The following is a 23,176-nucleotide window of genomic DNA, read 5'->3' as shown; positions in this document are numbered from 1 at the left end:
CGATGACCGCGACCCGACTGCCGATTCTCGACGCCGTGGGTGACGGCGAAGGTAGCCTGCAAGTGCACCTCGACGAGAACACCAAGATCGACGGTGCGTTGGTCATTGCCGTGTATGGCAAGGGCGGCATCGGCAAGAGCACCACGTCCTCGAATCTGTCGGCCGCGTTCTCGCGTCTGGGCAAGCGCGTCCTCCAGATCGGATGCGATCCGAAGCACGACTCCACGTTCACGCTCACCAAGAAGATGGTGCCGACCGTGATCGACGTGCTCGAATCGGTCGACTTCCATTCTGAAGAGTTGCGCCCCGAAGACTTCATGTTCGAGGGCTACAACGGCGTGCAGTGTATCGAGGCGGGCGGTCCGCCGGCCGGCACCGGCTGCGGTGGCTACGTGACCGGCCAGACGGTGAAGCTGCTGAAGGAGCATCATCTGCTCGAAGACACCGATGTCGTGATCTTCGACGTGCTCGGCGACGTCGTGTGCGGCGGGTTCGCCGCGCCGCTCCAGCATGCGCACTATTGCCTGATCGTCACGGCCAACGATTTCGATTCCATCTTCGCGATGAACCGCATCATTGCCGCGATTCAAGCGAAGTCCAAGAACTACAAGGTGCGACTGGGGGGCGTGGTCGCCAATCGGTCCAAGGATACGAACGAGATCGATCGCTTCAACAACGCGGTGGGTCTGAAAACGATGGCGCACTTCCAGGACATCGATGCGATCCGCCGTAGTCGCCTGAAGAAGTGCACGATTTTCGAGATGGAAGATTCACCGGAAGTGATCGCGGCACAGGAGCAGTACATGCTGCTGGCCTCGCGCATGCTCGATGACGTGGTACCGTTGCCCGCGAATCCACTCAAGGATCGCGAGATCTTCGACCTTTTGGGGTTGGACTAATGGCCACTCGCATCTCTCCTGAGGTTTCCACGAATCCAGGTCCGTCGTTCGACGGAACGTCACCTGGGGGTTCGCACGCCACATCGGTGTCGTACCTCGAGCGGCGGGCCTGGATCGGGGAATATTTTGATCGCACGGCGGCAACGGCGTGGAAGACGCTCACCTCCGATGCGCCGGTCTCCAAGATCCGGGCGTCGGTGCGCGCCGGTCGAGATCAGATGCGGCACACCCTTCTGGCCTGGTTGAGTCCCGACCTGCACGGCGTGCGCATCCTCGATGCGGGCTGCGGCACGGGTACGCTCGCCATTGATCTGGCCAAGCGGGGGGCCGAGGTGGTCGCGATCGACTTGTCGCCCACGCTGGTCGACCATGCGCGGGAGCGGGCGGAAGCCGAGGGCGTCGACATCGACTTCCGAAGCGGGGATATGCTGGATCCGTCCCTTGGTACGTTCGACCATCTGGTGGCGATGGACTCCCTGATCCACTACGATCTCCCCGAGATGATCGCCGCCCTGGGTACTCTGGCCCCGCGGGTTCGCGAGCGTATGCTGATTACCGTGGTGCCAGGCACGCCGTTGCTGGTGGCCCTTCGGGCGGTCGGGCGGCTGTTTCCGCGGGCCGACCGGGCGCCGGCGATCGTGCCGGTGTCGGAAAGGGCGTTCCGGACGGGGCTTCTGGGCTCGCCGGTCCTTGATACGTGGGGTATGGTTGGGACACGGCTCGTGGAGCGTGGATTTTATCGTTCCATGGCCATTGCGTTGCACCACAGTTCGTTGGGGGGCTCACACGCCCCGCGGCGCTGACGACTTCTGGTTTCGAGGGAACGACGTGATCGATGGTTTGGGTTGGATACTGGCAGGGATCGGCGCGGCCTCGGCCGGCGCGTGGTTCGTGATGCAGCGCAAGGTGGAGGTGGCGTGTACGATCGATCTCGAGTCGACGCACGATCACTTTCACGCGCATGTTGATCTGGACGGCGTGGAAGTCGATCCCGGTGATGAGGTGCTGGTCCACAATACGCCGACGCGCATTCCGTTCGGAACGCAGCGCACGTATTCCTCCCGGGCCACCGTGCAGCGCGCCAGCTGGTTGCGTCGGCAGTTCGTGAAATTGACCGGCGGCACCGAGCTCTACGAACTGTACGACGTCGGCTTCGAAGGCTGAGGAAACAGACCCACTTATGTACCCTACCGCTACCGAGTTGCCCGTTCGCGCGTATGACAACGTGAACGACAGCACCAAGAACGCCCAGCAGGACGCGATTCTGAGCCCGAGGTTTTATACCACGGATTTCGCGAAGATCGACGCCCTCAAGATCAAGACCGAGCACCAGCAGATGTGGGATGACATCCTGGCGGAGTTCCGTCGGGATCCCAACAAGAACCACTTCAAGCGCAACGAAGAATTCGACGCGGATCTTTCGGCGATGGACCCCGAACTGCGCGAGCAGTTCATCGAATTCCTCGTGTCGTCGGTGACGGCGGAATTCAGTGGGTGCATTCTGTACGCCGAGATCAAGAAGCGGATCAAGAATCCGGAAGTCCGCGAGCTCTTCGGCTTCATGAGCCGGGACGAAGGACGGCACGCCGGCTTCATCAATCACACGTTGAACGATTTCGACGTCGCCGTCGATCTCAGTTTCCTCACGAAGGCGAAGAAGTACACGTTCTTCCAGCCGAAGTTCATCTACTACGCGACGTACCTCTCCGAGAAGATCGGGTACGCGCGATATGTGACGATCTTCCGCAACTTCGAGAAGCAGCCAGACAAGCGTTTCCACCCGATCTTCAAGTGGTTCGAGAACTGGTGCCTCGACGAGTTCCGTCACGGTGAGGCGTTTGCCGTGCTGATGCGCTCCAACCCAGAACTGTTGGAAGGGCGCAATAAGCTCTGGATCCGCTTCTTCCTGCTGGCCGTGTTCTGCACCATGTACGTGCGCGACCACGCGCGCGCGCCGTTCTTCAAGCATATGGGCATCGATGTCGACGACTACGATCGTCGCGTCATCACGCTCACGAACCAGATCAGCCGTCAGGTGTTTCCCGATACGGTGGATACCGAGAGCGAGGCCTTCTGGGCGTTGATGGACCGGATGTGGCGCAACACGGATGCCATGCGGAAGGCCGAGGCGGCAGGCGGGTTCTTCTCGAAGGTCAAGGTGGTGCTGCTCAAGGGAGCGAATGCGCTCACCTTCGTGCAGCTGTATCTCCGTCCCCCACATCGTCAGGCGTTGCCGGCCGATGTGCGTATGCAGCCCGTCTGGTAGGCGCGAACACACGATATGCCAAATCCAGCAGATGTCTTCGTCAAAGGGTTGTCGAGCCTCTCGGGTCGATTCATGCCCTTTGCCGATGTCGCCACCGCCGAGGTGCCATTGTCGCGCCTCATGCGACTGGCGCTCTTTCAGCTGTCGGTCGGCATGGTGCAGACGTTGTTCGTCGGCACGCTCAATCGTGTCATGATCCTCGAGCTCAACGTCCCCGCGTCGTTGGTGGCGATCATGCTCGCGATCCCGTTGCTCGTGGCGCCGCTGCGGGCGCTGGTCGGCTTCCGCTCCGATACGCATCGCAGCATCCTCGGCTGGAAGCGGGTGCCGTACCTCTGGCTCGGCACCCAGTTGCAGTTCGGTGGCCTGGCCATCATGCCGTTCGCGCTGCTCGTGCTGTCCGAGCATGGTGGACGGGGGCCGGCCTGGATCGGATACGCCGGCACGGCGCTGGCCTTCCTGCTCGTCGGTGCTGGTGCCCACACCACACAGACGGCCGGCCTCGCGCTGGCGACCGATGTGGTGCGTGAGGACAAGCGCCCGCGCGTGATTGCGCTCATGTATCTCATGATGCTGCTCGGCACGTTGATCTCGGCGCTCGTCCTCGAGCAGTTCCTGCGCGACTTCACACCGCTCAAGCTGATTCAGGTCATCCAGGGGACGGCGGTCTTCACCGTGATCTGTAACGCGGTCTCCCTGTGGAAACAGGAAGCGCGCGTGAAGGGCGTCGTGGAATACACGAAGGACGAGATCCGGCCACGCTTCCGGGATGCGTGGCGTACCTTCGCCGGCGGCGGGCAGGCGGTGCGTTTGCTGGTCGCGTCAGGCATCGGCTTCTTCGCGTTCAATCTGCAGGACGTCCTGCTGGAGCCGTACGGTGGTGAGATCCTGCATCTCACGGTGTCGCAGACCACCATGCTCACCGCCATCATGGCAGCGGGGGCCGTCGCGGCCTTCGCCCTGTCGGCCGAGCTGCTGCGTCGGCAGCGCGATCCCATCCGGCTGGCCGCCCTTGGCGCGCTGGGCGGCATCATTGGCTTTGCCATGATCGTGTTCGCCGCGCCGCTCGATTCTGCGCTGCTCTTTCGCATTGGCGTCGGGCTGATCGGCTTTGGTGAAGGGTTGTTCGGTGTCGGTACGTTGTCGTTCGCGATGCAGTTGAAGGACGCGTCGCAGCACGGCATCGCGCTCGGCGCGTGGGGCGCGGTGTTCGCGACCGCGGAAGGGTTGTCGTTCGCCCTCAGTGGGCTCCTCAAAGATTGGCTGTCGCATCTGGTGGAGCGGGGCGCGTTGGGCCCGGGGATGAGTGTTCCCTCGGTGCCGTATTCGGTGGTGTATCACCTCGAGATTTTCTCGCTGTTCGCGACACTCGTCGCACTCGGGCCGTTAGTTGCTCGTCGGAGGGCCAGTCGTGCCCCGGCCGATGCGACGCCGCGGTCCTTCGGCCTTGCCGATCTACCGGCCTGACCGTCACCCTTCGTACCGGAGTCGACCTATGCAATACATCGATGGCGCGCAGATCGCACTGTATGCGTTCTGGCTGTTCTTCTTCGGGTTGATCATCTACATCCGTCGGGAAGACAAGCGCGAAGGGTATCCGCTCGAATCGCCTCAGGGTCCGCGTGAAGGCTGGCCGGCGATGCCCGAAAAGAAGACCTACATTCATCGCCCGACCAGCGGCGAGGGGACGCACTGATGTCCGATATCAAGGCTGTTCCGGCGGATAGCTACAACGGGTCGGCGCTCATTCCGACCGGCGATCCGATGATCGACGGGGTCGGTCCTTCGTCGTGGGCCAATCGGTCCGACACGCCCGACATGACGTTCCACAACACGGCCAAGATCGTGCCTATGCGTCTCGATCCGACGTACTCGATCGCCAAGGGCGATCCGGATCCGCGCGGACTTCCGGTGGTAGCGGCTGACAAGCAGGTGGCCGGTACGGTGATCGAGCTGTGGGTGAATCGCGCCGAGCCGCAGGTGACCTACTACGAAGTGCAGCTGACCGGCAGCGAGCGGCGCGTGATGCTCCCCGCCGGATTCGTGCAGTGGCCGAACTTCGGGCTCTGGGGCAACGACAAGCTGCTCGTGAAGGCGATCACGGCCGCCCAGTTCGCCAACGTGCCGGCCCTGAAGCGCGATGATCAGATCACGCTCCTCGAAGAAGATATGGTTTGCGCCTACTACGCCGGCGGTCATCTCTACGCCATGGCCGAACGGAGCGAGCCGATCATATGAGTTCCGGCGCAGACGGCACGCCGCAGTACATCCGTGGCGTGCCGCACGCGCTGCCGGAGGGGGAGCATATCCTCTGGCAGGGCGCACCAGAGGCCCTTCCGATCGCCAAGCATGTGTTTCATTGGCGTCTGCTCGCGGCCTACTTCGCCGTGATGACCATCGTGTGGGCTACGTCGACCACGTTGGCCTTCAGCTCGCAGGACTTTCTGGTGAGCCTGCTGGTTCGCGTCGGGCTGTCCGCGCTGGTCCTGGCCATCGTCTTCGTGATCTCGGGTGTCGTTGCCCGGACATCGTGGTACGCCATCACCTCGCAGCGACTGGTCCTGCGGCTGGGCATGGTCTTCGAAATGTCGATCAACGTCCCGTTCACGATCCTCGATTCGGCTGGCGTCGGTGTCTTCAAGGACGGCACAGGGCAGGTGGTGCTCACGCTGACCAAGCCGAATCGCCTGGCCTACATCGCGCTGTGGCCGCACTGCCGCGTGTTTTCGATCAATCAGCCGCAGCCTGTACTGCGCGGACTGCGCGACGCGCAGCGTATCGGCACGTTGCTGGCACAGGCCGTGGCTGATGCGTCCGAAGGCGCGATGCGAGCGCCCGCCGATTCCTCTCGCGCTTCGGCGAGTGACCCACATTTGGCACCGCAGCCCGCATGAACGCGCCCATTCACTTCGAGCAGGAACCGGGCGCACGCCCCGACGCCCGGCCGCTGATCGTTCCCCGGCCGGCGCTTATCATGGCGGCGGCGTTGGTCGTCTTCGTGTTCGGGCTCGCTATCTCGGCGCGGATTTTTGGCTTCGGTGCGTTCCGGGAAGTTCCGACGGCCGTGCTGGCTGAGCGATCCTTGCGCTTCGTCGACGTTCCCGGCGGCGCGATCACGGTGATGGACGCGACCACCAACACAGTGGCCGCCGAGCTTGGCCCCGGCACCAACAATTTTCTCCGCGGTGCGATGCGCGCACTCACGCGCGAACGCCGTGCCGCGAGCATCGGCCCCGAAGTGCCGTTCCGGCTGGTGCGTTATGTCGACGGACGGCTCGTCCTCCACGACCCCGCCACCAAGCAGAGTGTGACGGTGACCAGCTTCGGGCCCACCCAGGTCGAATCGTTCGATCGATTGCTGGTGCAGTCGAAGTAGTCGTCGGGACCGTGTGACGACAGGCCAGCGCTAGGACTCGCGCTGGCCTTCTGCTTTTACGGTCACCGTGCAGGCCAGATCGGCGCCGCTGCGCACGCGACGGAAGAAGACGATGTTCACCGTGAGCGCCAGCGAGCCGTTGGCGCGGAACTGACCGGTGAGTCGCGTGGTGAGCGCGGTGCTGGTGCGGGCCTGGTCGGGCACGATGCGAAACGTCGACGCGAAGAATCCGTCGGCATCGACATTGCTCGGAAAATTGTCGCCGGCATCGAAAGCCAGCGTGAGCGTGTCGGCGCCCGGCAAATGGCGCACGATGGCGCGGTCCACCGCATCAGGCGCGCGGCTCCATACCGACGCACATTCGCTGGAGCCCACCGCTACCGGCGCTGCGTAGCGGATGCGATAGGATCCGCCCACGCCGCGCGCGCGCAGCCCCGCATTGGTCGCGGCCGTGACCATGGCGCGCGTACGTGGCGGGCCACCGGCACTACGCACCGCGTTCGCGCGGAAGCGCACCGGCGTCCCGAATTCCGTGATGATTTCGTTGATCTCTTCCTTGCGCAGCTCGTGACGCAGCCCGGTGCGCAAGTCGCGGAAGATCACCGCACCGGCCCGCACGATCTCCACGCGGCCGCGCATCGTGGTACCGTCCTCGAGGTGCACCTCGTCGTACGTGGCTTGCGACGCCACCATCGGAATGTTCGCCTGCCGCGAATCGCCGACAGCGCGACGGGCGGGATCGACGAACAGCATCCGTCCGCTATCGGCGCCGGTAGGGAGCATCGCGCGGGTGATCGACGGCACGCCGGGATTCGCCGGTGCATTGATCGTCACGCCGCCGGTCAGACTCGGCGGCACCACGCGATTGGAAATCGTGGGCACCAGCGCGTTGGCCGCACCCGCGCGAGCATCGGCGGTTGGCGGGGCGACCGATACTGTCGCGACACGCTCCGTCGGCACCGCCGGTGCATTCCGGGTCGCGATCGCGGCCTGCACGATCACACCCAGTCCCATGAGCCCGAGCACGCCGACCATGCCGCGTGCGATCCACGGATTCATCGCCGGCGCAGCGACCCGCGCCCGGGGGCTGTACGGCGTGTACGGCTTGTACGGCGTGGCGCTGCGCGCTGGTCCCGACGCCACGACACGCGCCGGCGCGGCTCGTGTAGGCCCGCGCGGGTTCGCGCGTGGCGCGCCCGCAAGCTGGAGCCCAGCGCTGCGGGCGGCTTGCACACCACTCGAGGCGGCCGTCGCATTCAATCGCGCGGCCAGCGCGGCAATCGGCTCTCGCTTGGGCGGTGGCGCGATGCGGAGCTGCTCGGGTTGTATCGTACGCAGCGCGTAGCCCCAGCACTCCACCGCCCAGCGCGCCATGTCCGGCTGCACGAACCGTTCGGCCGACCATTGCATCACGAACGGCGCCACCAGCGCGTCCCAGCGCGCCGATTCCAACGCGCCCTCCGGCAGTCGCTCACGGAAGCCGCGGCGCAGCGCTTCGATGAGCAGTTCGGCCAGGGGACGCGCGTCACTGCCGGTGAAATCCAGCAGCCGGTTGCGCAGGATTAGCAATGAGGGCCCATCCCACGCGGTGGGGTCCTGTTCCACGAGCTGGCGCAGCGCGTCGCGCATGCGCACACGCGGATCGGCGAATGCCGTCATGTCAGGCGCTCACTCGGGAAGACGGATCGCGCTCAAGTCGGCGGTCACCACGCACGACTGCGTACGCCCCCAGCGAAGAATCGCCTGCGTGTACGTCTCCGTCTCGCCGATGAAGCCGTTGGACACAAAGCGACCGCGCATCCGGAATTGCCAGGGAATGTTGTTCGTGGTCCCCGACAGGGGCCCGGCGACAAAGCGCCCCTCGGAGTCGAGCGTTCCCGCGACGCCGCGCGAATCGAGCCGGAACGCGGCGCGCCCCGGCACGTGCGTGATACGCTCTTCGCTTTCGCGCCCCACGCCAAGCGCGCTCGCCACCGATTCGCAGCTGGAGCTGCCGTCCACGGAGCGGATGCGCTGGGTCACGCGGTAGCGACCCGCCACACCGGCCAGCATCGGCGAGACGAACGGGACATTGGGTGCGGTGGCCCTCTCCGTCGCGCTGGTGAAAGGCTCGTGCGGGGCCGCCGCGGCCGTTTCCGGGCCCGATCGTGCCGGCGATGAATCGGTGGAGGGTCCCGGTGCGATCGTGGCTGTACGGGGCATTGGGGCCTCAGCTCGAGTTGTGATGACGTTCCCCGAACGCCGCGTCTGCGGACCAAATTTCTGCCCAATCGTCACAATGAGCATGATCGACAGCATGCCCGTCAGGACCAGGGCTGCCAGTCGCTCCACCGGCTGATACTTCGGACCCTGTACGCGGTATGCGCCGGGCACGAGTCGTCCACTGCTGGCCAGCGCCGACCTCGCTGCGGGCTTCACTTTGGCGCCGACGCCGAACGACGCTGGCCCGCCGGCCCATGACGGCGCATTCGGGCGCGGCGGTTTCGGCGTGCTGGGCAGCGGCGGCAGGTCCCGAAGCGCGTGGTGGCGCGCGCCAACGTCGCTTTCGCGGTGGCCGCCGCCGCGCCGGCGGCACCCGTCGCCGCGGCATACGGCACCGGCTCCGAGGTCCGAAGCTGCGGTGACGCAATGAGCGAACGCGCCGTCGGTGCCGGTGCGGGGGACACACCGAGCGCTCGCCCCCACACATCGACCGCCCAACGGGCCACGTCGGGCTGCAGATACCGGGTGGATACGATCTGATGCACCATCGGCGCGCGGGCCGTGTCCCACGCCGATGCCGAGAGTGGCGTGAGCGTGATGCGTTGCAGCGTGGGGCGGATGGTGTGGCCGAGGTCGAGCAGCAAGTCGACCAGCGGACGATGATCACTGCCCGTCTCGTCGAGTAGCCGATTGCGTTGCCTCCCTACGCGCACGGCGCGATCGCCGACGTCCGGTTCCGCCGACCACAGCGGCCAGCACGTGATCAGCGCGCGCCCCACGCGCTGAAATGCGTCGGAATCGTGAACGGCCGGCGAGCCAAGCGGCGGGACAGGCGGTGTCATGAGACGCGAAGAGGGGATCGAGTCCGAGGTCGGAATCAGCCCACGTGGCTGAAGCGCAGCACGCGCGCCGGGACCGCATCGCTGATACGCAACGCGAGCCCGCTCACGCACTCTACCGACGCATTGCGGCCAATGGCCGCGCCGCCCTCTACATACCACGGCGTGTCGCTGGTGTTCACCAGCCACCACTTGCCACCGTGTTGTGCCACGTACCCGCGCGGTGTGCGATCCGCCCGCTCATCCGGTAGTGTGCCGAGACACAGATGCCAGTCGTGCAGCATGAGGTGATGCCAGAGCACGAGCTGATCCTTCTCGTCCACCATGCCGCGATCGGTGTCACGCCAGAGCTGCGCGACCAGCGGGGTGCCCGCCAGTCGCTCGTCGCCACGCAACGACGTATTCGGCAAGCCGGCACCGACAATCGTCCACTTGCCCGACGGCAACGGGTGCATGCGCTGCATCGTGCGATACAACGCCAGCTCCCACTCGGCAGCATCCGCGCGCTTGGAAGGTGCATGCAATCCATCCACGAACGTGCGCGTGAAACATTGGGCCAAGGCCGGGCCCAGGCGCGTATATGGCACATCGATGGCTTTCACCGACGGATTACGCCGATCGGTGGGATGCTCCACGAACAGCGCCTGCGCGCCCATGGAAAGCGTTTCGTCTTCCTCGGCGGACCGCGAGCTGTTCACCTTCTTGCCCTGCAGCGGGTGGCGTTCGAGTAACAGCTCGTAGAGCAGCACCGCCAACGCGTGCTTGTCGGTCGCGATCGACGGCTGCGCCTTGTTGGCCAGCACCTCAGGTGCGATGTACCCGGGTGTGCCGAGCACCGATGGCGGCGCCACACCAGGCACCACGAGTGAGTCGATGTCGATGATGCACGCGTCGCCGGCCTTGGGATCGACCAACACGTTCTTGTTCGACAGGTCGGCGTGTGCGAGTCCTGCCATATGCAGTCGACGCACCGCGCGCGCCAAACGCACGGCAATCTGCATACGCGTGAGCAGTGATCCCGCTTCGGCCTGCGGCACGAACTTCGATGCCTTACCGCCGGTGAACCAACGCACCTCTTTCTCCTGCTTCGTGCCGAAACGATCGGCGAAGTAGAAGTTGGGGCGATAGGTGGGCGTGACGACACCGAGTGGTGGCCACACCAGTTGCTGCTTGCGCACGAAGTCCGTGGGGACGGCGTGCTCGCCGTCCACCATGCCGACCGGCCACGAGTAGTACGGTGTCCAGTAGGCGCCGTTGGCGGCGAGGGTGGGATTGTAGTTCGTGAGAATGCGCGTGAGCCGATCGACGCGCTCACGGCGATCGCTCAGCGACCCGTAGTAGAAGCCCACGGCATACTGCCGATCACGGGTGAGGAACACTCGCTTCTCGGCGCCGGTGCCCACCGGTTCGTCTTCCAGCTGCAGCACACGCCCATCGGTCAGGCGACAGCTTACGGTGCCCATGCGACGCCGTCCTGGCGGATCACGCACAACGTGCGATCGTCATTCTCGCCGCGCTTCTCGAAGGCCAGCCACTCGATGAGCGCATGCACCGGATCGGAGGCGCTCAACACCGGGGCCGGATGCGACGACGTCACACCGCCGGCGCTCACGGCGTCGTTCACGCCATGCAGCAGTTGCGCGTAGAGCGGGCCCGCATGCCGCGTGAACGGATACCACGGATCTTCCACGCCGTCGGTGGCGAGTATGAGTGCCGCGCAGTGCGCCGCATCGCGGATCACCAACGACTGCACCAAGTGTTCGATGGCGCCATCGTCGGGAAGAAAGTGCGCCACTTCGCCCGAGAACTCGGTGATCGCCCCGCTGAGTGGTTGGGAGACGGTGCCATCGGCGTTGAGCCACGCCGACGCGCCATCGCCCACCTGTAGTAAGCCGATTCGGCCGCCGTGATGCGCGGCGACGAGCAACGTGGTGCGCAGATCGCGCAGCGCGAGCCCACACTTCGCGGCGAAGTCGCGTAGCGCATGATTGGCCGCCGTGGCACCGGCCTCGAGGGCGCGACCCAGCAGCGACGGTTGCGTGGTGTCGGCGTGTCCGTGGTGCAAGGTCTCCCGTACCGTGTGCGTCGCCACGTGCGTGGCAATCGCGGCGCCGAGGCGACTGTACGTGGCTGAACCCGCGCCATCGGCCACTGCGGCGCACCAGCCGTGATCGAAGAGGAGCAGCTGACCGGCATCTTCCCGATGATCGCCACGATGCGCGTGCAGGCGGCCGCGTCGCGAGGCCACCAGCAACGACCAGCCGTCGCGGGCCGCGCGCATGCCGGTGGCCTCGGCCAGTGGGCCGTGCGCGTCGGGGCGCACCAGCCCCGGAGCGACCGCGTCGAGATGCGCGCTCCATTCCGCAGGGCACCACGGCGAGATCGGCGGGGTGACCGTCCAGATGGCGCGCGCGGGCTCCGCGGCCACCGGTGCTGCCACCGGGACCTCGGGTAGCAGCGTATCGCGTGTCTCGGATTCCGAAGTTTCGTCGGGCACGCGTTTACGGTACGATCGTGATGCCGGGCGGCGGAGGCGGCAGCGTTATGCCACCGCCGTCGGCCATCGCGCCCACCTTCGCGCTCGTCTGTTTCACCGACGCCGACACGAAGCGGAAGAAGGCCTTGAAGGCGTCGGGCGACATGTCCTGCATCTGAATCACGATCTCGGTGACCTGTTTGAGCGCCTCGACATCGGCTTGGTCGCCGCACGCGACGGCGATGATGTTGGCCGGGCGCCGTTCGCGGAGCTGCTGCGCATAGACGGGCCAGTCGACATCGGTGGGCGCGCCGTCGGAGAGAATAAAGACCAGCGGACGCCAGTCACCCTTCTGATCGGCTGTGGTGCGCACCAACTCGCGCTCGAACACCTCGAGCAATAGGCGCAGGCCGTCTCCGAAGTTCGTCTGTCCGCTGGCCTGCAACTCCGGCGGATTGAACATCGCGACTTCCGTCAGCGGTACGAGCTGCTGGGCGGAATTCGAGAACGTGAGCACCGAGAGATAGGCACTCTCGATCGCCTGCGGATCACCGAGCAGATCGCGATGGAGCTGCCGGATCCCGGACTTCACGGACTCGATGGGGGTACCCTGCATCGAGCCGGAAACGTCGGCGAGGATGTAAACGGGAAGGCGACGGGTGGACACGGGAAGGCTCGCTCGGAGGGCGGAAAAGGGGGCGGCCGATGCACCGGCTCTCGCGAGATGAATGCGGACGGGGCGACGGAGGTTTCGTGGACGACGACGTCACGCGCGGATACAGGAACTCTACGTTGGTGCGTCACGATCCGGATGTCTGCCGCACACTGCCGATACGCGAAACCCCGTAGTACCGAGTCGGCACTACGGGGTCGATCGCGCGGTGGGCCAGGGGCCCTGTGCGCGGAAGCGCGGTACTGCTCTTACTTCGGCGTGTTCGGGCTGCCCACGGCACCGCCAATCACGGTCGGCGCAGGCACGGTCCGCGCACTGCTGCGCTTCACGGCCGGTACCGGTGCGGCGGCGGCAGGAGCGGCCGGAGCCGCACCGGCAGACGTGGTGTCCGCCTTCGGCGAGAGCCCCTGGAAGGGCACGCCGTTCCAATCCGCCCGACCCCAGAGGGCAGGGTAGTCCTTCACCATCTGCGCCCCGTACAGCGGCTTATAGTTGCCGTTGTGGCACGTCACGCACTGCGCCTTCGGAGCATCGCCCTGCGTGCCGAGGCGCACCGACGGATAGACCGGCTGCAGCGGCGACAGGTAGTTCTGGTTTACGTCACGCAGCATGAGAATGCCATGGTACGCGGTAACGCGGGCCGGCGGTGCTTCCTTCCAGCTGGCGAACTGACGGGTGTTGTGGCAGTACGTGCAGTTCACGCCGAGAGAGCGGGACTGCGAAATCATGAGCGCGTACGTCCATTCCGTCTGCTTCACCGAGCTGCGATTCGCGTTGGACGGCGCCACATCCCGTGTCACGACACGCGCGCCATCCCGATCGAGATAGTGCCGCAGATAGTCCGTCTGGCTCGAGTAGAACCAGAGGCCGTTCGGCAGCGGCTTGCCCATGTGACAGGTGTAGCAGGTGACGCCGGTGTTCTTCACGTGCTGCGAGTACTGGCCGTTGATCTGGCGGGTCATCTGCAGCATGCGACGGGCCACGAGCTTCGTGTACAGGGGCTTGCCGTTGGGCAGCGTGTCGGCCGCGAGGTTCGCGATGTTGTGGCAGTAGGCACAGTTGCCGGTGCCGGCCACCCAGGTGCTCATGGCCACCATCGTGCGGTTGAACTCACCGACGGAGATGTCGTTCAGCACCTGCACGTTCTGCCACGGAAGCGGACCCGGTGGTGACTCACCAGCCGGAGGAAGCGGCGTGGGGATCTTCACCTGCGCGAACTGCTTCTTCAGGTCGCCGTGATCGTAGTTCTGCTCCATGCCAGTGCCGCGATAGCCGACCTGCACGGAATCAGTCGCCGTATCACCGCACGCGCCCAGGGAGAGCAGCGCGAGCGGGGCCACGAGGCCGATTGAACGTCGAAGGATGCTCATGGCGTCTTCCCTCCGACGGACGGGGCGGGCGGCTTGGCCGGTGGCGGAGCGGCAGCGGCCGGCGCGGACGGCGCCGCGGCGGAATCAACCTTAGTGGAATCCGCCTTCATCGAGTCCGCCGGAGCCATCATGGCGGTCGAATCGAGCATCATCGCGGGCTGCGGAGCGACATACGACGGGAAGGAATCCGGAGCGGTGCCCTGATACCGACCACGCAGCAGCTGCTGCTGTTCTTCGGTCAGGGTGTTCTGCGCCGGGTACGGTGCCACCAGGCCATGCTTCACGCCCCAGAGGTACCAGTTGTCGACCACGGTGCCAGTGAGCAGGATGCCGATACCGCCGCTGAATGTCGTCAGCACGGCGAACCACCACGACCAGCGGTGAATCGATTCCATCGTGGCGTTGAAGCCCATCGTCCATCGCCAGAAGAGCATGGAACGTTCGGCCGCAGTACCACGATCGGTGATCTGTTCGATCTCGCGTTCACCGCCCAACCGGGCGACCGCCAGAATGGTGGCGCCGTGCATCGCGAACAGCACGGCGGAACCGTACAGGAAGGCGATGGAGAGGGCGTGGAACGGATTGTAGTACAGGTTGCCGTAGCGAATCGAGAACGCCGACGTCCAATCCAAGTGCGGGAAGATGCCGAAGGGCACCATCTCGCTCCAACTACCGACGAGCAGCGGCTGGAAGAAGAACGTGGAGTACAGGAAGATCGCGCTGGCAAAGGCCCACGGGAGGTGCGTGCCCATGTTGAGGGCGCGGGCCCGACGATACACGCGAACCCACCAGAGCAGGATGCTGATCGTCAGGAAGAATCCGGCCATCAGGTACCAGCCACCCTGCGCGAGAGGCGGGACACGCAGGCCATACTGCGGTGGGGGTGGTTCGAGCGCGAGCCAGGGAAGTTGGCGGATGAACTCCACCGGGTCCCAGCCCACCGAGGCCCACATGTTGAGACCGATGATCTCGAAGGCCATGAAGCCGAAGATGAGCGACAGGACGCCTGCCCATCCGAGATAGATCGGTCCGATCTGCGCGTCGCCGAACTTGCCGGCGAGATACGAGAAGGTCCCGGTGCCGTAGCGCGTCCCGGTCGATTCGTCGATCTCGATGCCGGCTTCGGGAACCGTCCGGACCTGGACGCGCGTGAAGAGGTTCTGGTATTCGAGCATGTGCCCTCGCCTCAGCGCCAGATCGGAAGATTGAGCCACCAATTCCACCACTCAGGCCAGCCCTTCGTCCAGAAGGGGCCGGAAATCACGATGCAGATCGCACTCCAAACCGCTGCGCCGACCGCGAGGAACAGGCCGAGACGGTGGATGCCGATCGCGCCGATCGAGTAGCCGAGCAGGTCGCGGAAGAAAACGTTTTCAGTTTCACTGGTCCCGACGGGCGTGCCTTTCTTGGGATTCGTCACCGACAGGATCAAGGATCCGTGCATCGCCAGGGCGAGGCAGTTGGTGAAGAAGAAGGTCACGGCGATCATGTGCGCCGGGTTGTAGTGGAAGTGGAGGTACTGGTACCCCACGTTCGACACCCAATCCAAGTGCGAGAAGATCCCGTACGGAAAGCCGTGCCCCCAAGCTCCAAGGAGCATCGGTCGGATCACGACGAGTGTGGCGTAGGCGAGCACGGCACCGCCGTACGCCCACGGGATGTGCATGCCCATGCCGAGCTTTCGACTGATCTCGGCTTGACGCAGCGCCCAACTGCCGAAGGCGCCAAGTGCACACAAGGTGATGATCTGCCACAGCCCGCCTTCACGGAGCGGGGCAAGCCCCAAACCGTACTTGAGATCGGGTGGGGCAATACTGATCTGCCAGAGGTTCCACGTCGGTCCCATCGCCGCGCCCCACACGCATAACAGCGTGCCGAGTGTGACGAAGAAAATCGTCGTGACCCCGAAGAAGCCCACGTAGAACGGACCGAACCAGAAATCGAACAGATCTCCGCCGATCAGCGTACCACCGCGGACACGGTACTTCTTTTCAAAACTCAGCATCGCCATGGGCGATCTCTCCGGACGCGCAGAGATGGACGAACGGGGGGGAGGGAACGACGCGCTGGCGTCGGCCGGGGATGGCGTCGCACTGACACGTGCGAGGCGCCATCCCGGCTACGACGCGCGACGAATTATCGGCCTGGCGGAAGCGGCGACATTTCTGCCGCAGCGGCTGGCGCCGATGCCCCGACGGGCGCCTGGGCAGCTGACAGCGTGCCATTCTCGATCCACGAATAGCGCTGTGAGCTGAGCAGGATGAAGTGAATGACCAGCGCGAGCACGGCCAGGAAGCCGACCATGGCGACCATCACGCGGCGTGGGTCAAACATCAACCAAATGCGGTGCATAACAAAACCTCGAGAGAAGGTGTAGGAGCCCTTCCACCATGACGGAGGCTACCGTCACGCAGCAGGGGTCAGGCTGACAAAAAGGTCAGCGGACCGCTGTCGGAGGCGTCTGCGCGTTGTACTGCGCCTTCTTGTACTTCGGCCAACCCGTGATGCTGTAGGCCCACATATGGATGATCAGCGCAAGGCCAGCCAGGAAAAATCCGAGGCCGCTCATGATGATCTGTGGATCCATGCCCTGCCAGATTCTGTGCATTCGTTGTGCTCCGAATCAGAGGGTTAGAACCACGGACGCCACTGCCACGCAAGGAAATGCGCGACTGCAGCAACGATGATGTAGCCGAGGGTACCGGTCACGAAGTAGCCGTGAAAACGCCGGGCCTCGTCCTCAGTCATTCCGCCTTTTTCCATCATGCCTCCGAAAAATGCGAGTTGCCGCGCTCAACCCGCGCGGCGGGGGTGCCGAGCTCACACAGCCTCGGCCAACTACCTTCAGTTGACGGGTGTAAACTGGACCTTACACTTCAAAGCGTCAAGAAGAATTTACGCTTTTTCGCCGATTTTTCGGTCACTTCCTGACTTCGCCCCGATTCATCCCCTGAAAGTACCGTGTCGACCCTGATCGAACCGCCGGCGGACTGGCCTGGCCGCGAGCATTCCCGATTTCTCGAGCTCGACGGCATCCGCTGGCACTTTCAGCAGCAGGGAAGTGGCCCCGCTGTGCTTCTCGTGCATGGGACAGGCGGCAGTACGCACTCCTGGGCCGGCTGTGCTTCCGCATTGGCGCGGTCGTTTACGGTCATTTCGACGGATTTACCCGGTCATGGCTTCACCGTCGTGCCGCCAGCCGTCGAGCGGGCGCGAGATGTGTACACCATCGACGGTATGGCCCGCGCCCTCCAGCAGCTACTCGACGCCCTGCGTCTCCACCCGCAGGTGGCCGCCGGGCACTCGGCGGGGGTGCCGGTACTCCTGCGCATGGCCCTGCAGCGCGGCATCGCGCCCGCGCGGATTGTGGGGCTGTGCGCCGCCTTGGTGGCCCCACCGGCGTGGTATGTCAGCTTGATCGCGCCAATCATCGGAACCGTGGTCGAAAGCGCTACGGTGGCGCACAGTGCCGCCAAGCTGGCCGCGGGCACGCGGATCATTCGCGCGATGCTGGCGAGCACGGGGAGTACGCTCACGCCGGCGCAGCTGTCGCGCTATGAGATGCTCTGCGGCATGCCCACGCACGTGCACGCGGCGCTGGCCATGATGGCGCGATGGGACCTGCCCACGCTCATGCGCGATCTGGCGACGTTGGACACGCCGCTGGATATCATCGCGGGGCGACGGGATCGCTGGGTGCCGGAACCGGCGCTGCGGCGTGCGGTGGCGAGTGTGCGAGGCGCGACCTACCGGGTGGAGGAAGGCGGACACCTGCTGATGGAAGAACGGGCGGAGGAAGTGGCGGAGTGGATTGGCGGGGGGACGGCTTGAACGGCGCTAAGAGTGAAAGGCGCTAAGAGTAAAGAGCGCTAAGAGTAAAGAGCGCTAAGAGTAAAAAGCGCTAAGAGTCCACAGCGCGGAAACGAACGCGGGACGCAAACATCGTTTGCGTCCCGCGTTCGTTTTCAAGGAGGGAGTGCAGCTCAGCTCACGCCGGCTAGGCCTCTTCGTGATGCCAGGACGTGATCGCGAGTGACCACACCGTCGCCTAGGTCTCGTGCATCCTTTTCCGACAGATCACGCAGGCGCTTGGCGGCGCTGATGCGGATCAGGATCGGATACGTCTCCACGATTTCATCAAACGTGCTCTTGGCCTCGTCGTCCCAAGGCAGCTCCTTGTGCATGCGCGCGGGCGTGGCGTCGATCTTGTCCATGTCCGTGCCCAAGGGCAGGATGTGAAACAAGGCGTCGAACAGCTGGTTGCACACTTCCTGAATCAGGTACGTCGCGCCGGAGTAGCCCATGAACGGCGTGCCTAGGTGACGACGAATGATCGCCCCCGGGAACGACGCCGGGATGTACATCGAGCGCGCGCCGGTTTCCGCCAGATACATCCGCTCGTTGTAGCTGCCGAACATCATGAGCGGCGGTGTGGTGCGGATGGCCTCGCGCACGGCCTGATTGTCGGGCTTCACCCCGGGACGGCGTGAGAACGCGAACGTACAGGGCAGTCCCATCTCCGTCTCCAGGAAGTGGCGCACGCCGCGGGCGTACGTTTCGTTCGCCACGATCGCGAAGCTCGCCGTGCCGAAGAAGTCCTGCGTGACGCTGCGCCAGAGATCCCACAACGGCTTGATCGTCGTGTGCTTCTCCTTCTCGATGAACGGCTCGGGGTCGAGGCCCAGCATCTCGCCCAGCGTGCGCAAGAACTTCGTCGTGCTGTGCAAGCCGATCGGCGCCTGGAGATACGGACGCTCCAAGGCCTCGCACAACATGCGGCCGAACTCGCGATACATGCACACGTTCACATCGGCATCGACCAAGCGCGGCACTTCTTCCAGATGACTGCCCATCGGGAAGACCATGTTCACTTCGGCGCCGATCCCTTCCACCAAGCGGCGAATCTCCGCGAGGTCACTGGCCGAGTTGAAGTAGCCGTAGATGGTGCCCACGATGTTCACGCGCGGCTTGTCGCCCTCCTTCTTCTCGCGACGCTTCGGCGCGATTCCCTTCTTCAATCCGTACTCGGTCCACAGCCAGTACAGCGCACGCTCGGCGGCCTGCCACTGATCTTCGTCGATGGTGCGCGGCAGGAAGCGCTGAATGTTCGTGCCTTCCGGCGTGACACCACCGCCGATCATCTCGGCGATCGAACCGGTCACCACGACGGCGGGGAGTTCGGGGTCCAGCGTCTTGTGCGCACGGCGCATGGCGCCCTCGGTGCCGTTGCGTCCGAGTTCGTCTTCGCCCAGGCCGGTCACGACGATCGGCAGCTCGTGCGGCGGCAGCGCGTCGGTGTAGTGCAGCACCGAGGTGACCGGGAGATTCTCGCACCCCACCGGTCCGTCGATGACGACCTGTAATCCCTTGATCGCGGTGAACACGTACACCGCACCCCAGTACCCACCAGCGCGATCATGATCGAGCACCAGCATCAGACCATCTCCTGCGCCTTGCGCGCCTTCGCCAGCTTGGCGAGATGGCGCTTGTAGTGATCGCGGAACTCGGGATGATCCTGCGGCACGTCTTCCCACACGCCGCTCGCGAAGCCCGTACCGACGCCCTCGAAGAACGCGGTCATCGTGTCGAAGCGCGCCTTGTTGCCGAGGGCAGCGTTTACCACGGTGGCGAGCGATCCGGCACCAGCGGGCCCCATCAGCGGACGCGCCGAAATCAGGTTCGTGAAGTACAGCGACGGCACCGACATCTCCTTCGCCTTCTGTACCACTGGCGTAGTGCCGATGGCGAGGTCGGGCTTGAACTCATGCAACGCCGCGAGGTCCTGTTCGAGCGACGCGCGGTACTGCACGTGCACCCCGCGGGCCGCGAGCCATTCACGATCGACTTCGCTGTACGGCGTGCGTGGGCAGGCGGTGCCGACATAACGCACATCGGCGCCGCTCTCCACCAGCAGTCGCGCCACCAGCAGTTCCGAGCCTTCGTAACCCGACATCGTGATGCGACCCTTGATGGGCATCTTGGCGAGGGCACCCTTGATCATCGGCAGGAACTTGTTTTTGGCCGCATCGATGTGATCGCGCGACACGCCGGCCATCTGTCCGATCGCTTCGAGCCATCCTTCGGTGCCGTCATAGCCGACCGGCGCGGAGCCTACGATCGGACGTCCGGCGGCGGTGAATTCACGATACGACGCCGTGTAGAACGGATGAATCGCGGCCACGCCGACGCAGTCGAGCGCGGCATAGAGTTCGCGCCATTCACGCGTCGGCACCACCGGGCCGGCCGCGAGTCCCATCGGCTCGAGCATCATGCCGATGCCGATCGGATCCACGGGAAACATCTCTCCGACCAACGTGACCGTCGGCTTCTCGCTCACGCCGGCGCGCGGCGCGGCCACCGGTCCGAGCTCGGCCTCGGTGCGCGCATAGCGCAGCATGGCACCAGCCAGCACGTCCTTCGCTTCGGCATGCGTCGGCACGCCAAAGCCCGGCACGTCGATGCCGATGATGCGCACGCCGTTGATTTCTTTCGGCAGCAACTGCAGCGGAACGCCCGACGCCGTGGGCACGCAGAGATTTGTAATCACGATCGCATCGTAGAGCGCCGGATCCGCCATCTTGAACACCGCATCGCGGATGTCCTCGAACAGCTGGCCGGTCACGAGGCTCTCGGAGTTGAACGGGACGTAGCCCACCGTGCGTCGCGCGCCATAGAAGTGCGACGTGAACGTGAGGCCGTACACGCAGCAGGCCGAGCCCGACAGAATCGTCGCCGTGCGGCGCATACGCAGTCCGACGCGCAAGGACCCGAACGCCGGGCACATGCTCTGCGGCTGATCGTGCGGTCCCTTCGGGTAGTCGGCGGCGTAGCGGTCGAGCGTTTCGCTCTTCCCGGCCGCTTTCGCGGCGGCCAACATTTCGTCGGCACCGGCGTGACATCCGAGTCCGTCGGCGGCGGTCGCGGCGGTGTTGATCGCGCTGCCGTCGATGACAGGCAGCACGCGTGACGTGGGCTGGTCGGCATCGTTCGCCGTGGGCGTATTGCCCGCGTCGTCGTATACGATTTCGCCGCTGGAGTGATTGCTCATGACAGCCTCGTGATCAAACGGTGTCGTACACGACTTCGAGCGACGGCTTGGTCACCTCTTCACGACCGACGAGGTCGAACATCGTGGCCGGTTCGAGCACGACGTTGCCACCGACCTGACTGGCCGCGAACAGTCCGAGCAGTTCGTCCTGCGTGAGCGGCTTCGGACGCACCGGCGGCGCGTCGGCGACGGCCTGCGCGAGTTCACCGAACAACGGGCCCCACTCACCGCCTGGGAAGCCGATGATCTCGTAGTTCGCGCTCTTCTTGCGGATGTCGTCGTTGGCCGGAACCTTCGCGAGGATCGGGATGCCCGCCTTCTCCGCGAACGCTTCGGCTTCACCGGTGCCGTCGTCCTTGTTGATCAGAATGCCGGCCACGCCCACGTTGCCACCGAGCTTGCGGAAGTACTCCACCGCCGAGCACACGTTGTTGGCGACGTACAGCGACTGCAGGTCGTTGGAGCCGACGACGATCACCTTCTGGCACATGTCGCGCGCGATCGGCAAGCCGAAGCCACCGCACACCACGTCACCCAGGAAGTCGAGCAGCACGAAGTCGAAGCCCCATTCGTGGAAGCCGAGCTTCTCGAGAATCTCGAAGCCGTGAATGATGCCGCGTCCACCACAGCCGCGGCCCACTTCGGGACCGCCGAGCTCCATGGCGAACACACCATCGCGCTTGAAGCAGACGTCGCTGATGGACACCTGCTGGCCCGCGAGCTTCAGGCGCGATGACACTTCGATGATGGTGGGGCAGGCGCGACCGCCGAACAGCAGCGACGTCGTATCGCTCTTCGGGTCACAGCCGATGAGCAGGACCTTCTTCCCCTGCTGCGCCATCATGTACGACAGATTGGCCAGCGAGAAACTCTTGCCGATGCCGCCCTTGCCGTAGATCGCGATGATCTGCGTCTCCTTGGTGACCGGACCGGTGTGCACCGCGTCGGGAGCGGTAGCGGCTTCATCGCGCACACTGGAGTGCAGCTGATGCAGGGCGCCGTTGGTGGAGCTGGTACCGTTGTCACTCATGCAGCCGTTCTCCAGTCGAGGATCATCTTGACGCAGTGGGGATCGCCGAACGCGGTCGTATAGGCGTCGGCAGCACGGGAAACTGCTTCGCGGTGCGTGATCAACCCGTCGAGCGCGAGCGCTCCTGAGTTGGCCAGCGCCGCAATCGTCTGCAGGTCGGACTCTTTCCACTGCGCCGCGATGCGAAAGCGTGCCTGTCGCATGAACGCGGGCGGAAAGGTGAAGCTCACGGGCTCGCTATAGAAGCCCGCCAGGCAGATCTCGCCGCCGGGGGCCATGCGGGCGACCAGCGCGTCGATCAAGCCATTCGCCCCGCTCACTTCGCAGATCGTGCGATAGTCGCGGCGCGTGTCGGTATCGGGGTGAATCACATCGTATCCGCGCGCGCCGTCCATCCGCACCGGGTTGATCTCCCACACGGTAGGCCGCTTGCCACCGTACAGTACCACCAGTCGTGCGATGAGTCGACCGAGTGCCCCGTGGCCGACGATGAGTTCCGGCAACAGTTCCGGGACGTCGCGCGGTGACACGCCGGGAGCCACCGCACAGAGCGCGTTGTGCGCCGTAGCGGCGAGCGCAAACAAGGCGCCCTGTTCACCGAGCCCGGCGTCGAGCACCACGGTCTTGGCGCCGGGGACGACGACCAGCGAGGCCTGCCCACCGAACAGCCCGCGCGCGTCGGTAAAACCACGCGAGCCTGCGATGTACACCAGTTCACCGATGGCCCGACCAGACTCCGGGCCGGCGTCGATGATCTCGCCAACGCCTTCGTAGCCCGGCACGAGCGGATAGCCGAGGCCGGGGAAGGGCGGCATCGTGCCCGTCCAGAGCATCCGCTCCGTACCCGTGCTGATGCCGGACCAGCGCATCTGTACCAGCACATCGGTCTCGGTGGCGGGCACCAGGGTTAGCTCGCGCACGGATAGCTGTTGAGGCTGTTCGAAAACGACGGCAGTGGTCTTCACAAGTGTAACGTGTTGTTGACACCAGAGGCTGT

23 protein-coding genes and 2 pseudogenes are annotated in these 23,176 nt (G+C 64.9%); 9 read left to right on the top strand and 16 right to left on the bottom strand.

Annotated elements, in window-relative coordinates:
- The first annotated feature begins 2 nt into the window (after positions 1-2).
- The 8 genes and pseudogenes from bchL to puhC all read left to right on the top strand — a co-directional run bounded on the left by bchL (position 3) and on the right by puhC (position 6,541).
- Positions 3-899 carry a ferredoxin:protochlorophyllide reductase (ATP-dependent) iron-sulfur ATP-binding protein gene (gene bchL / locus HKW67_RS08880; protein ID WP_171225045.1) on the top strand — a complete coding sequence of 299 codons (897 nt, stop codon included), beginning with the start codon at positions 3-5 and terminating at the stop codon, positions 897-899.
- Positions 899-1,702 (top strand): magnesium protoporphyrin IX methyltransferase, encoded by an 804-nt coding sequence (gene bchM, locus HKW67_RS08875; protein ID WP_171225044.1) that lies wholly within the window; start codon positions 899-901, stop codon positions 1,700-1,702. The genes bchL and bchM overlap by 1 nt, the downstream gene beginning before the upstream one ends.
- Positions 1,703-1,727: 25 nt before the next feature.
- Positions 1,728-2,063: a hypothetical protein gene (locus HKW67_RS08870; protein ID WP_206044654.1), complete on the top strand. Its 336-nt coding sequence runs from the start codon at positions 1,728-1,730 to the stop codon at positions 2,061-2,063.
- Positions 2,064-2,079: 16 nt separating this feature from the next.
- Positions 2,080-3,165, top strand: a complete 1,086-nt coding sequence (gene acsF, locus HKW67_RS08865; RefSeq protein WP_171225043.1) for a magnesium-protoporphyrin IX monomethyl ester (oxidative) cyclase — start codon at positions 2,080-2,082, stop codon at positions 3,163-3,165.
- 15 nt (positions 3,166-3,180) lie between these two features.
- A complete protein-coding gene (locus HKW67_RS08860) occupies positions 3,181-4,632 on the top strand; it encodes a BCD family MFS transporter (protein WP_171225042.1) in 1,452 nt (483 codons plus the stop codon).
- A pseudogene (gene puhA, locus HKW67_RS08855) lies at positions 4,589-5,403 on the top strand (photosynthetic reaction center subunit H). The gene HKW67_RS08860 and the pseudogene puhA overlap by 44 nt, the downstream one beginning before the upstream one ends.
- Positions 5,400-6,059, top strand: a complete 660-nt coding sequence (gene puhB / locus HKW67_RS08850) for a photosynthetic complex putative assembly protein PuhB (RefSeq protein ID WP_171225041.1) — start codon at positions 5,400-5,402, stop codon at positions 6,057-6,059. Before puhA ends, puhB begins: the two are co-directional and overlap by 4 nt.
- On the top strand, positions 6,056-6,541 hold the full coding sequence (gene puhC, locus HKW67_RS08845; protein ID WP_171225040.1) for a photosynthetic complex assembly protein PuhC: 486 nt from the start codon (positions 6,056-6,058) through the stop codon (positions 6,539-6,541). The genes puhB and puhC overlap by 4 nt, the downstream gene beginning before the upstream one ends.
- A gap of 30 nt (positions 6,542-6,571) precedes the next feature.
- On the opposite strand, the gene HKW67_RS08840 is transcribed toward puhC, so the two are convergent.
- The 12 genes and pseudogenes from HKW67_RS08840 to pufB form a co-directional block, all read right to left on the bottom strand.
- Positions 6,572-8,200 (bottom strand): hypothetical protein, encoded by a 1,629-nt coding sequence (locus HKW67_RS08840; RefSeq protein WP_171225039.1) that lies wholly within the window; start codon positions 8,198-8,200, stop codon positions 6,572-6,574.
- A gap of 9 nt (positions 8,201-8,209) precedes the next feature.
- Complete coding sequence (locus HKW67_RS08835; protein WP_171225038.1) at positions 8,210-8,743, bottom strand: hypothetical protein; 534 nt, start codon at positions 8,741-8,743, stop codon at positions 8,210-8,212.
- Between the two features lie 212 nt (positions 8,744-8,955).
- A complete protein-coding gene (locus HKW67_RS08830) occupies positions 8,956-9,585 on the bottom strand; it encodes a hypothetical protein (RefSeq protein ID WP_171225037.1) in 630 nt (209 codons plus the stop codon).
- Positions 9,586-9,620: 35 nt separating this feature from the next.
- On the bottom strand, positions 9,621-11,045 hold the full coding sequence (locus HKW67_RS08825) for a protein kinase domain-containing protein (protein WP_171225036.1): 1,425 nt from the start codon (positions 11,043-11,045) through the stop codon (positions 9,621-9,623).
- Entirely contained in the window at positions 11,033-12,079 is a 1,047-nt protein-coding gene (locus tag HKW67_RS08820) for a PP2C family serine/threonine-protein phosphatase (RefSeq protein ID WP_171225035.1), read from the bottom strand. Before HKW67_RS08820 ends, HKW67_RS08825 begins: the two co-directional genes overlap by 13 nt.
- Before the next feature lie 4 nt (positions 12,080-12,083).
- The gene (locus tag HKW67_RS08815; protein ID WP_171225034.1) at positions 12,084-12,725 is read right to left on the bottom strand and encodes a vWA domain-containing protein; all 642 of its coding nucleotides are present in this window, start codon (positions 12,723-12,725) and stop codon (positions 12,084-12,086) included.
- A gap of 254 nt (positions 12,726-12,979) precedes the next feature.
- Positions 12,980-14,101 (bottom strand): photosynthetic reaction center cytochrome PufC, encoded by a 1,122-nt coding sequence (pufC, locus tag HKW67_RS08810; RefSeq protein WP_171225033.1) that lies wholly within the window; start codon positions 14,099-14,101, stop codon positions 12,980-12,982.
- 254 nt (positions 14,102-14,355) lie between these two features.
- A pseudogene (gene pufM, locus HKW67_RS08805) lies at positions 14,356-15,276 on the bottom strand (photosynthetic reaction center subunit M); the annotation flags it as partial.
- 11 nt (positions 15,277-15,287) lie between these two features.
- Positions 15,288-16,112: a photosynthetic reaction center subunit L gene (pufL, locus tag HKW67_RS08800; RefSeq protein WP_171225031.1), complete on the bottom strand. Its 825-nt coding sequence runs from the start codon at positions 16,110-16,112 to the stop codon at positions 15,288-15,290.
- 125 nt (positions 16,113-16,237) lie between these two features.
- Positions 16,238-16,453 (bottom strand): light-harvesting antenna LH1, alpha subunit, encoded by a 216-nt coding sequence (gene pufA / locus HKW67_RS08795; RefSeq protein ID WP_171225030.1) that lies wholly within the window; start codon positions 16,451-16,453, stop codon positions 16,238-16,240.
- Between the two features lie 85 nt (positions 16,454-16,538).
- Positions 16,539-16,709, bottom strand: a complete 171-nt coding sequence (pufA, locus tag HKW67_RS08790) for a light-harvesting protein (RefSeq protein WP_171225029.1) — start codon at positions 16,707-16,709, stop codon at positions 16,539-16,541.
- A gap of 23 nt (positions 16,710-16,732) precedes the next feature.
- Positions 16,733-16,849, bottom strand: coding sequence for a light-harvesting antenna LH1, beta subunit (gene pufB / locus HKW67_RS08785; protein ID WP_206044651.1), 117 nt, complete (start codon positions 16,847-16,849; stop codon positions 16,733-16,735).
- Positions 16,850-17,062: 213 nt separating this feature from the next.
- Here pufB and bchO point away from each other — a divergent pair, with 213 nt between their 5' ends.
- The gene (gene bchO / locus HKW67_RS08780; protein ID WP_171225027.1) at positions 17,063-17,932 is read left to right on the top strand and encodes an alpha/beta fold hydrolase BchO; all 870 of its coding nucleotides are present in this window, start codon (positions 17,063-17,065) and stop codon (positions 17,930-17,932) included.
- A gap of 152 nt (positions 17,933-18,084) precedes the next feature.
- On the opposite strand, the gene bchZ is transcribed toward bchO, so the two are convergent.
- The 4 genes from bchZ to bchC are packed head-to-tail and all read right to left on the bottom strand — an operon-like array spanning position 18,085 to position 23,144.
- Complete coding sequence (gene bchZ / locus HKW67_RS08775) at positions 18,085-19,536, bottom strand: chlorophyllide a reductase subunit Z (RefSeq protein ID WP_171225026.1); 1,452 nt, start codon at positions 19,534-19,536, stop codon at positions 18,085-18,087.
- The gene (bchY, locus tag HKW67_RS08770) at positions 19,536-21,149 is read right to left on the bottom strand and encodes a chlorophyllide a reductase subunit Y (RefSeq protein WP_171225025.1); all 1,614 of its coding nucleotides are present in this window, start codon (positions 21,147-21,149) and stop codon (positions 19,536-19,538) included. Before bchY ends, bchZ begins: the two co-directional genes overlap by 1 nt.
- 13 nt (positions 21,150-21,162) lie before the next feature.
- Positions 21,163-22,179, bottom strand: a complete 1,017-nt coding sequence (locus tag HKW67_RS08765) for a chlorophyllide a reductase iron protein subunit X (protein WP_171225024.1) — start codon at positions 22,177-22,179, stop codon at positions 21,163-21,165.
- Positions 22,176-23,144, bottom strand: a complete 969-nt coding sequence (gene bchC, locus HKW67_RS08760) for a chlorophyll synthesis pathway protein BchC (RefSeq protein ID WP_171225023.1) — start codon at positions 23,142-23,144, stop codon at positions 22,176-22,178. The genes HKW67_RS08765 and bchC overlap by 4 nt, the downstream gene beginning before the upstream one ends.
- Between the last annotated feature and the right edge of the window lie 32 nt (positions 23,145-23,176).

This window comes from Gemmatimonas groenlandica (assembly GCF_013004105.1).
Taxonomy (GTDB): domain Bacteria; phylum Gemmatimonadota; class Gemmatimonadetes; order Gemmatimonadales; family Gemmatimonadaceae; genus Gemmatimonas; species Gemmatimonas groenlandica.
This window is presented reverse-complemented; position numbering and strand designations above follow the sequence as displayed.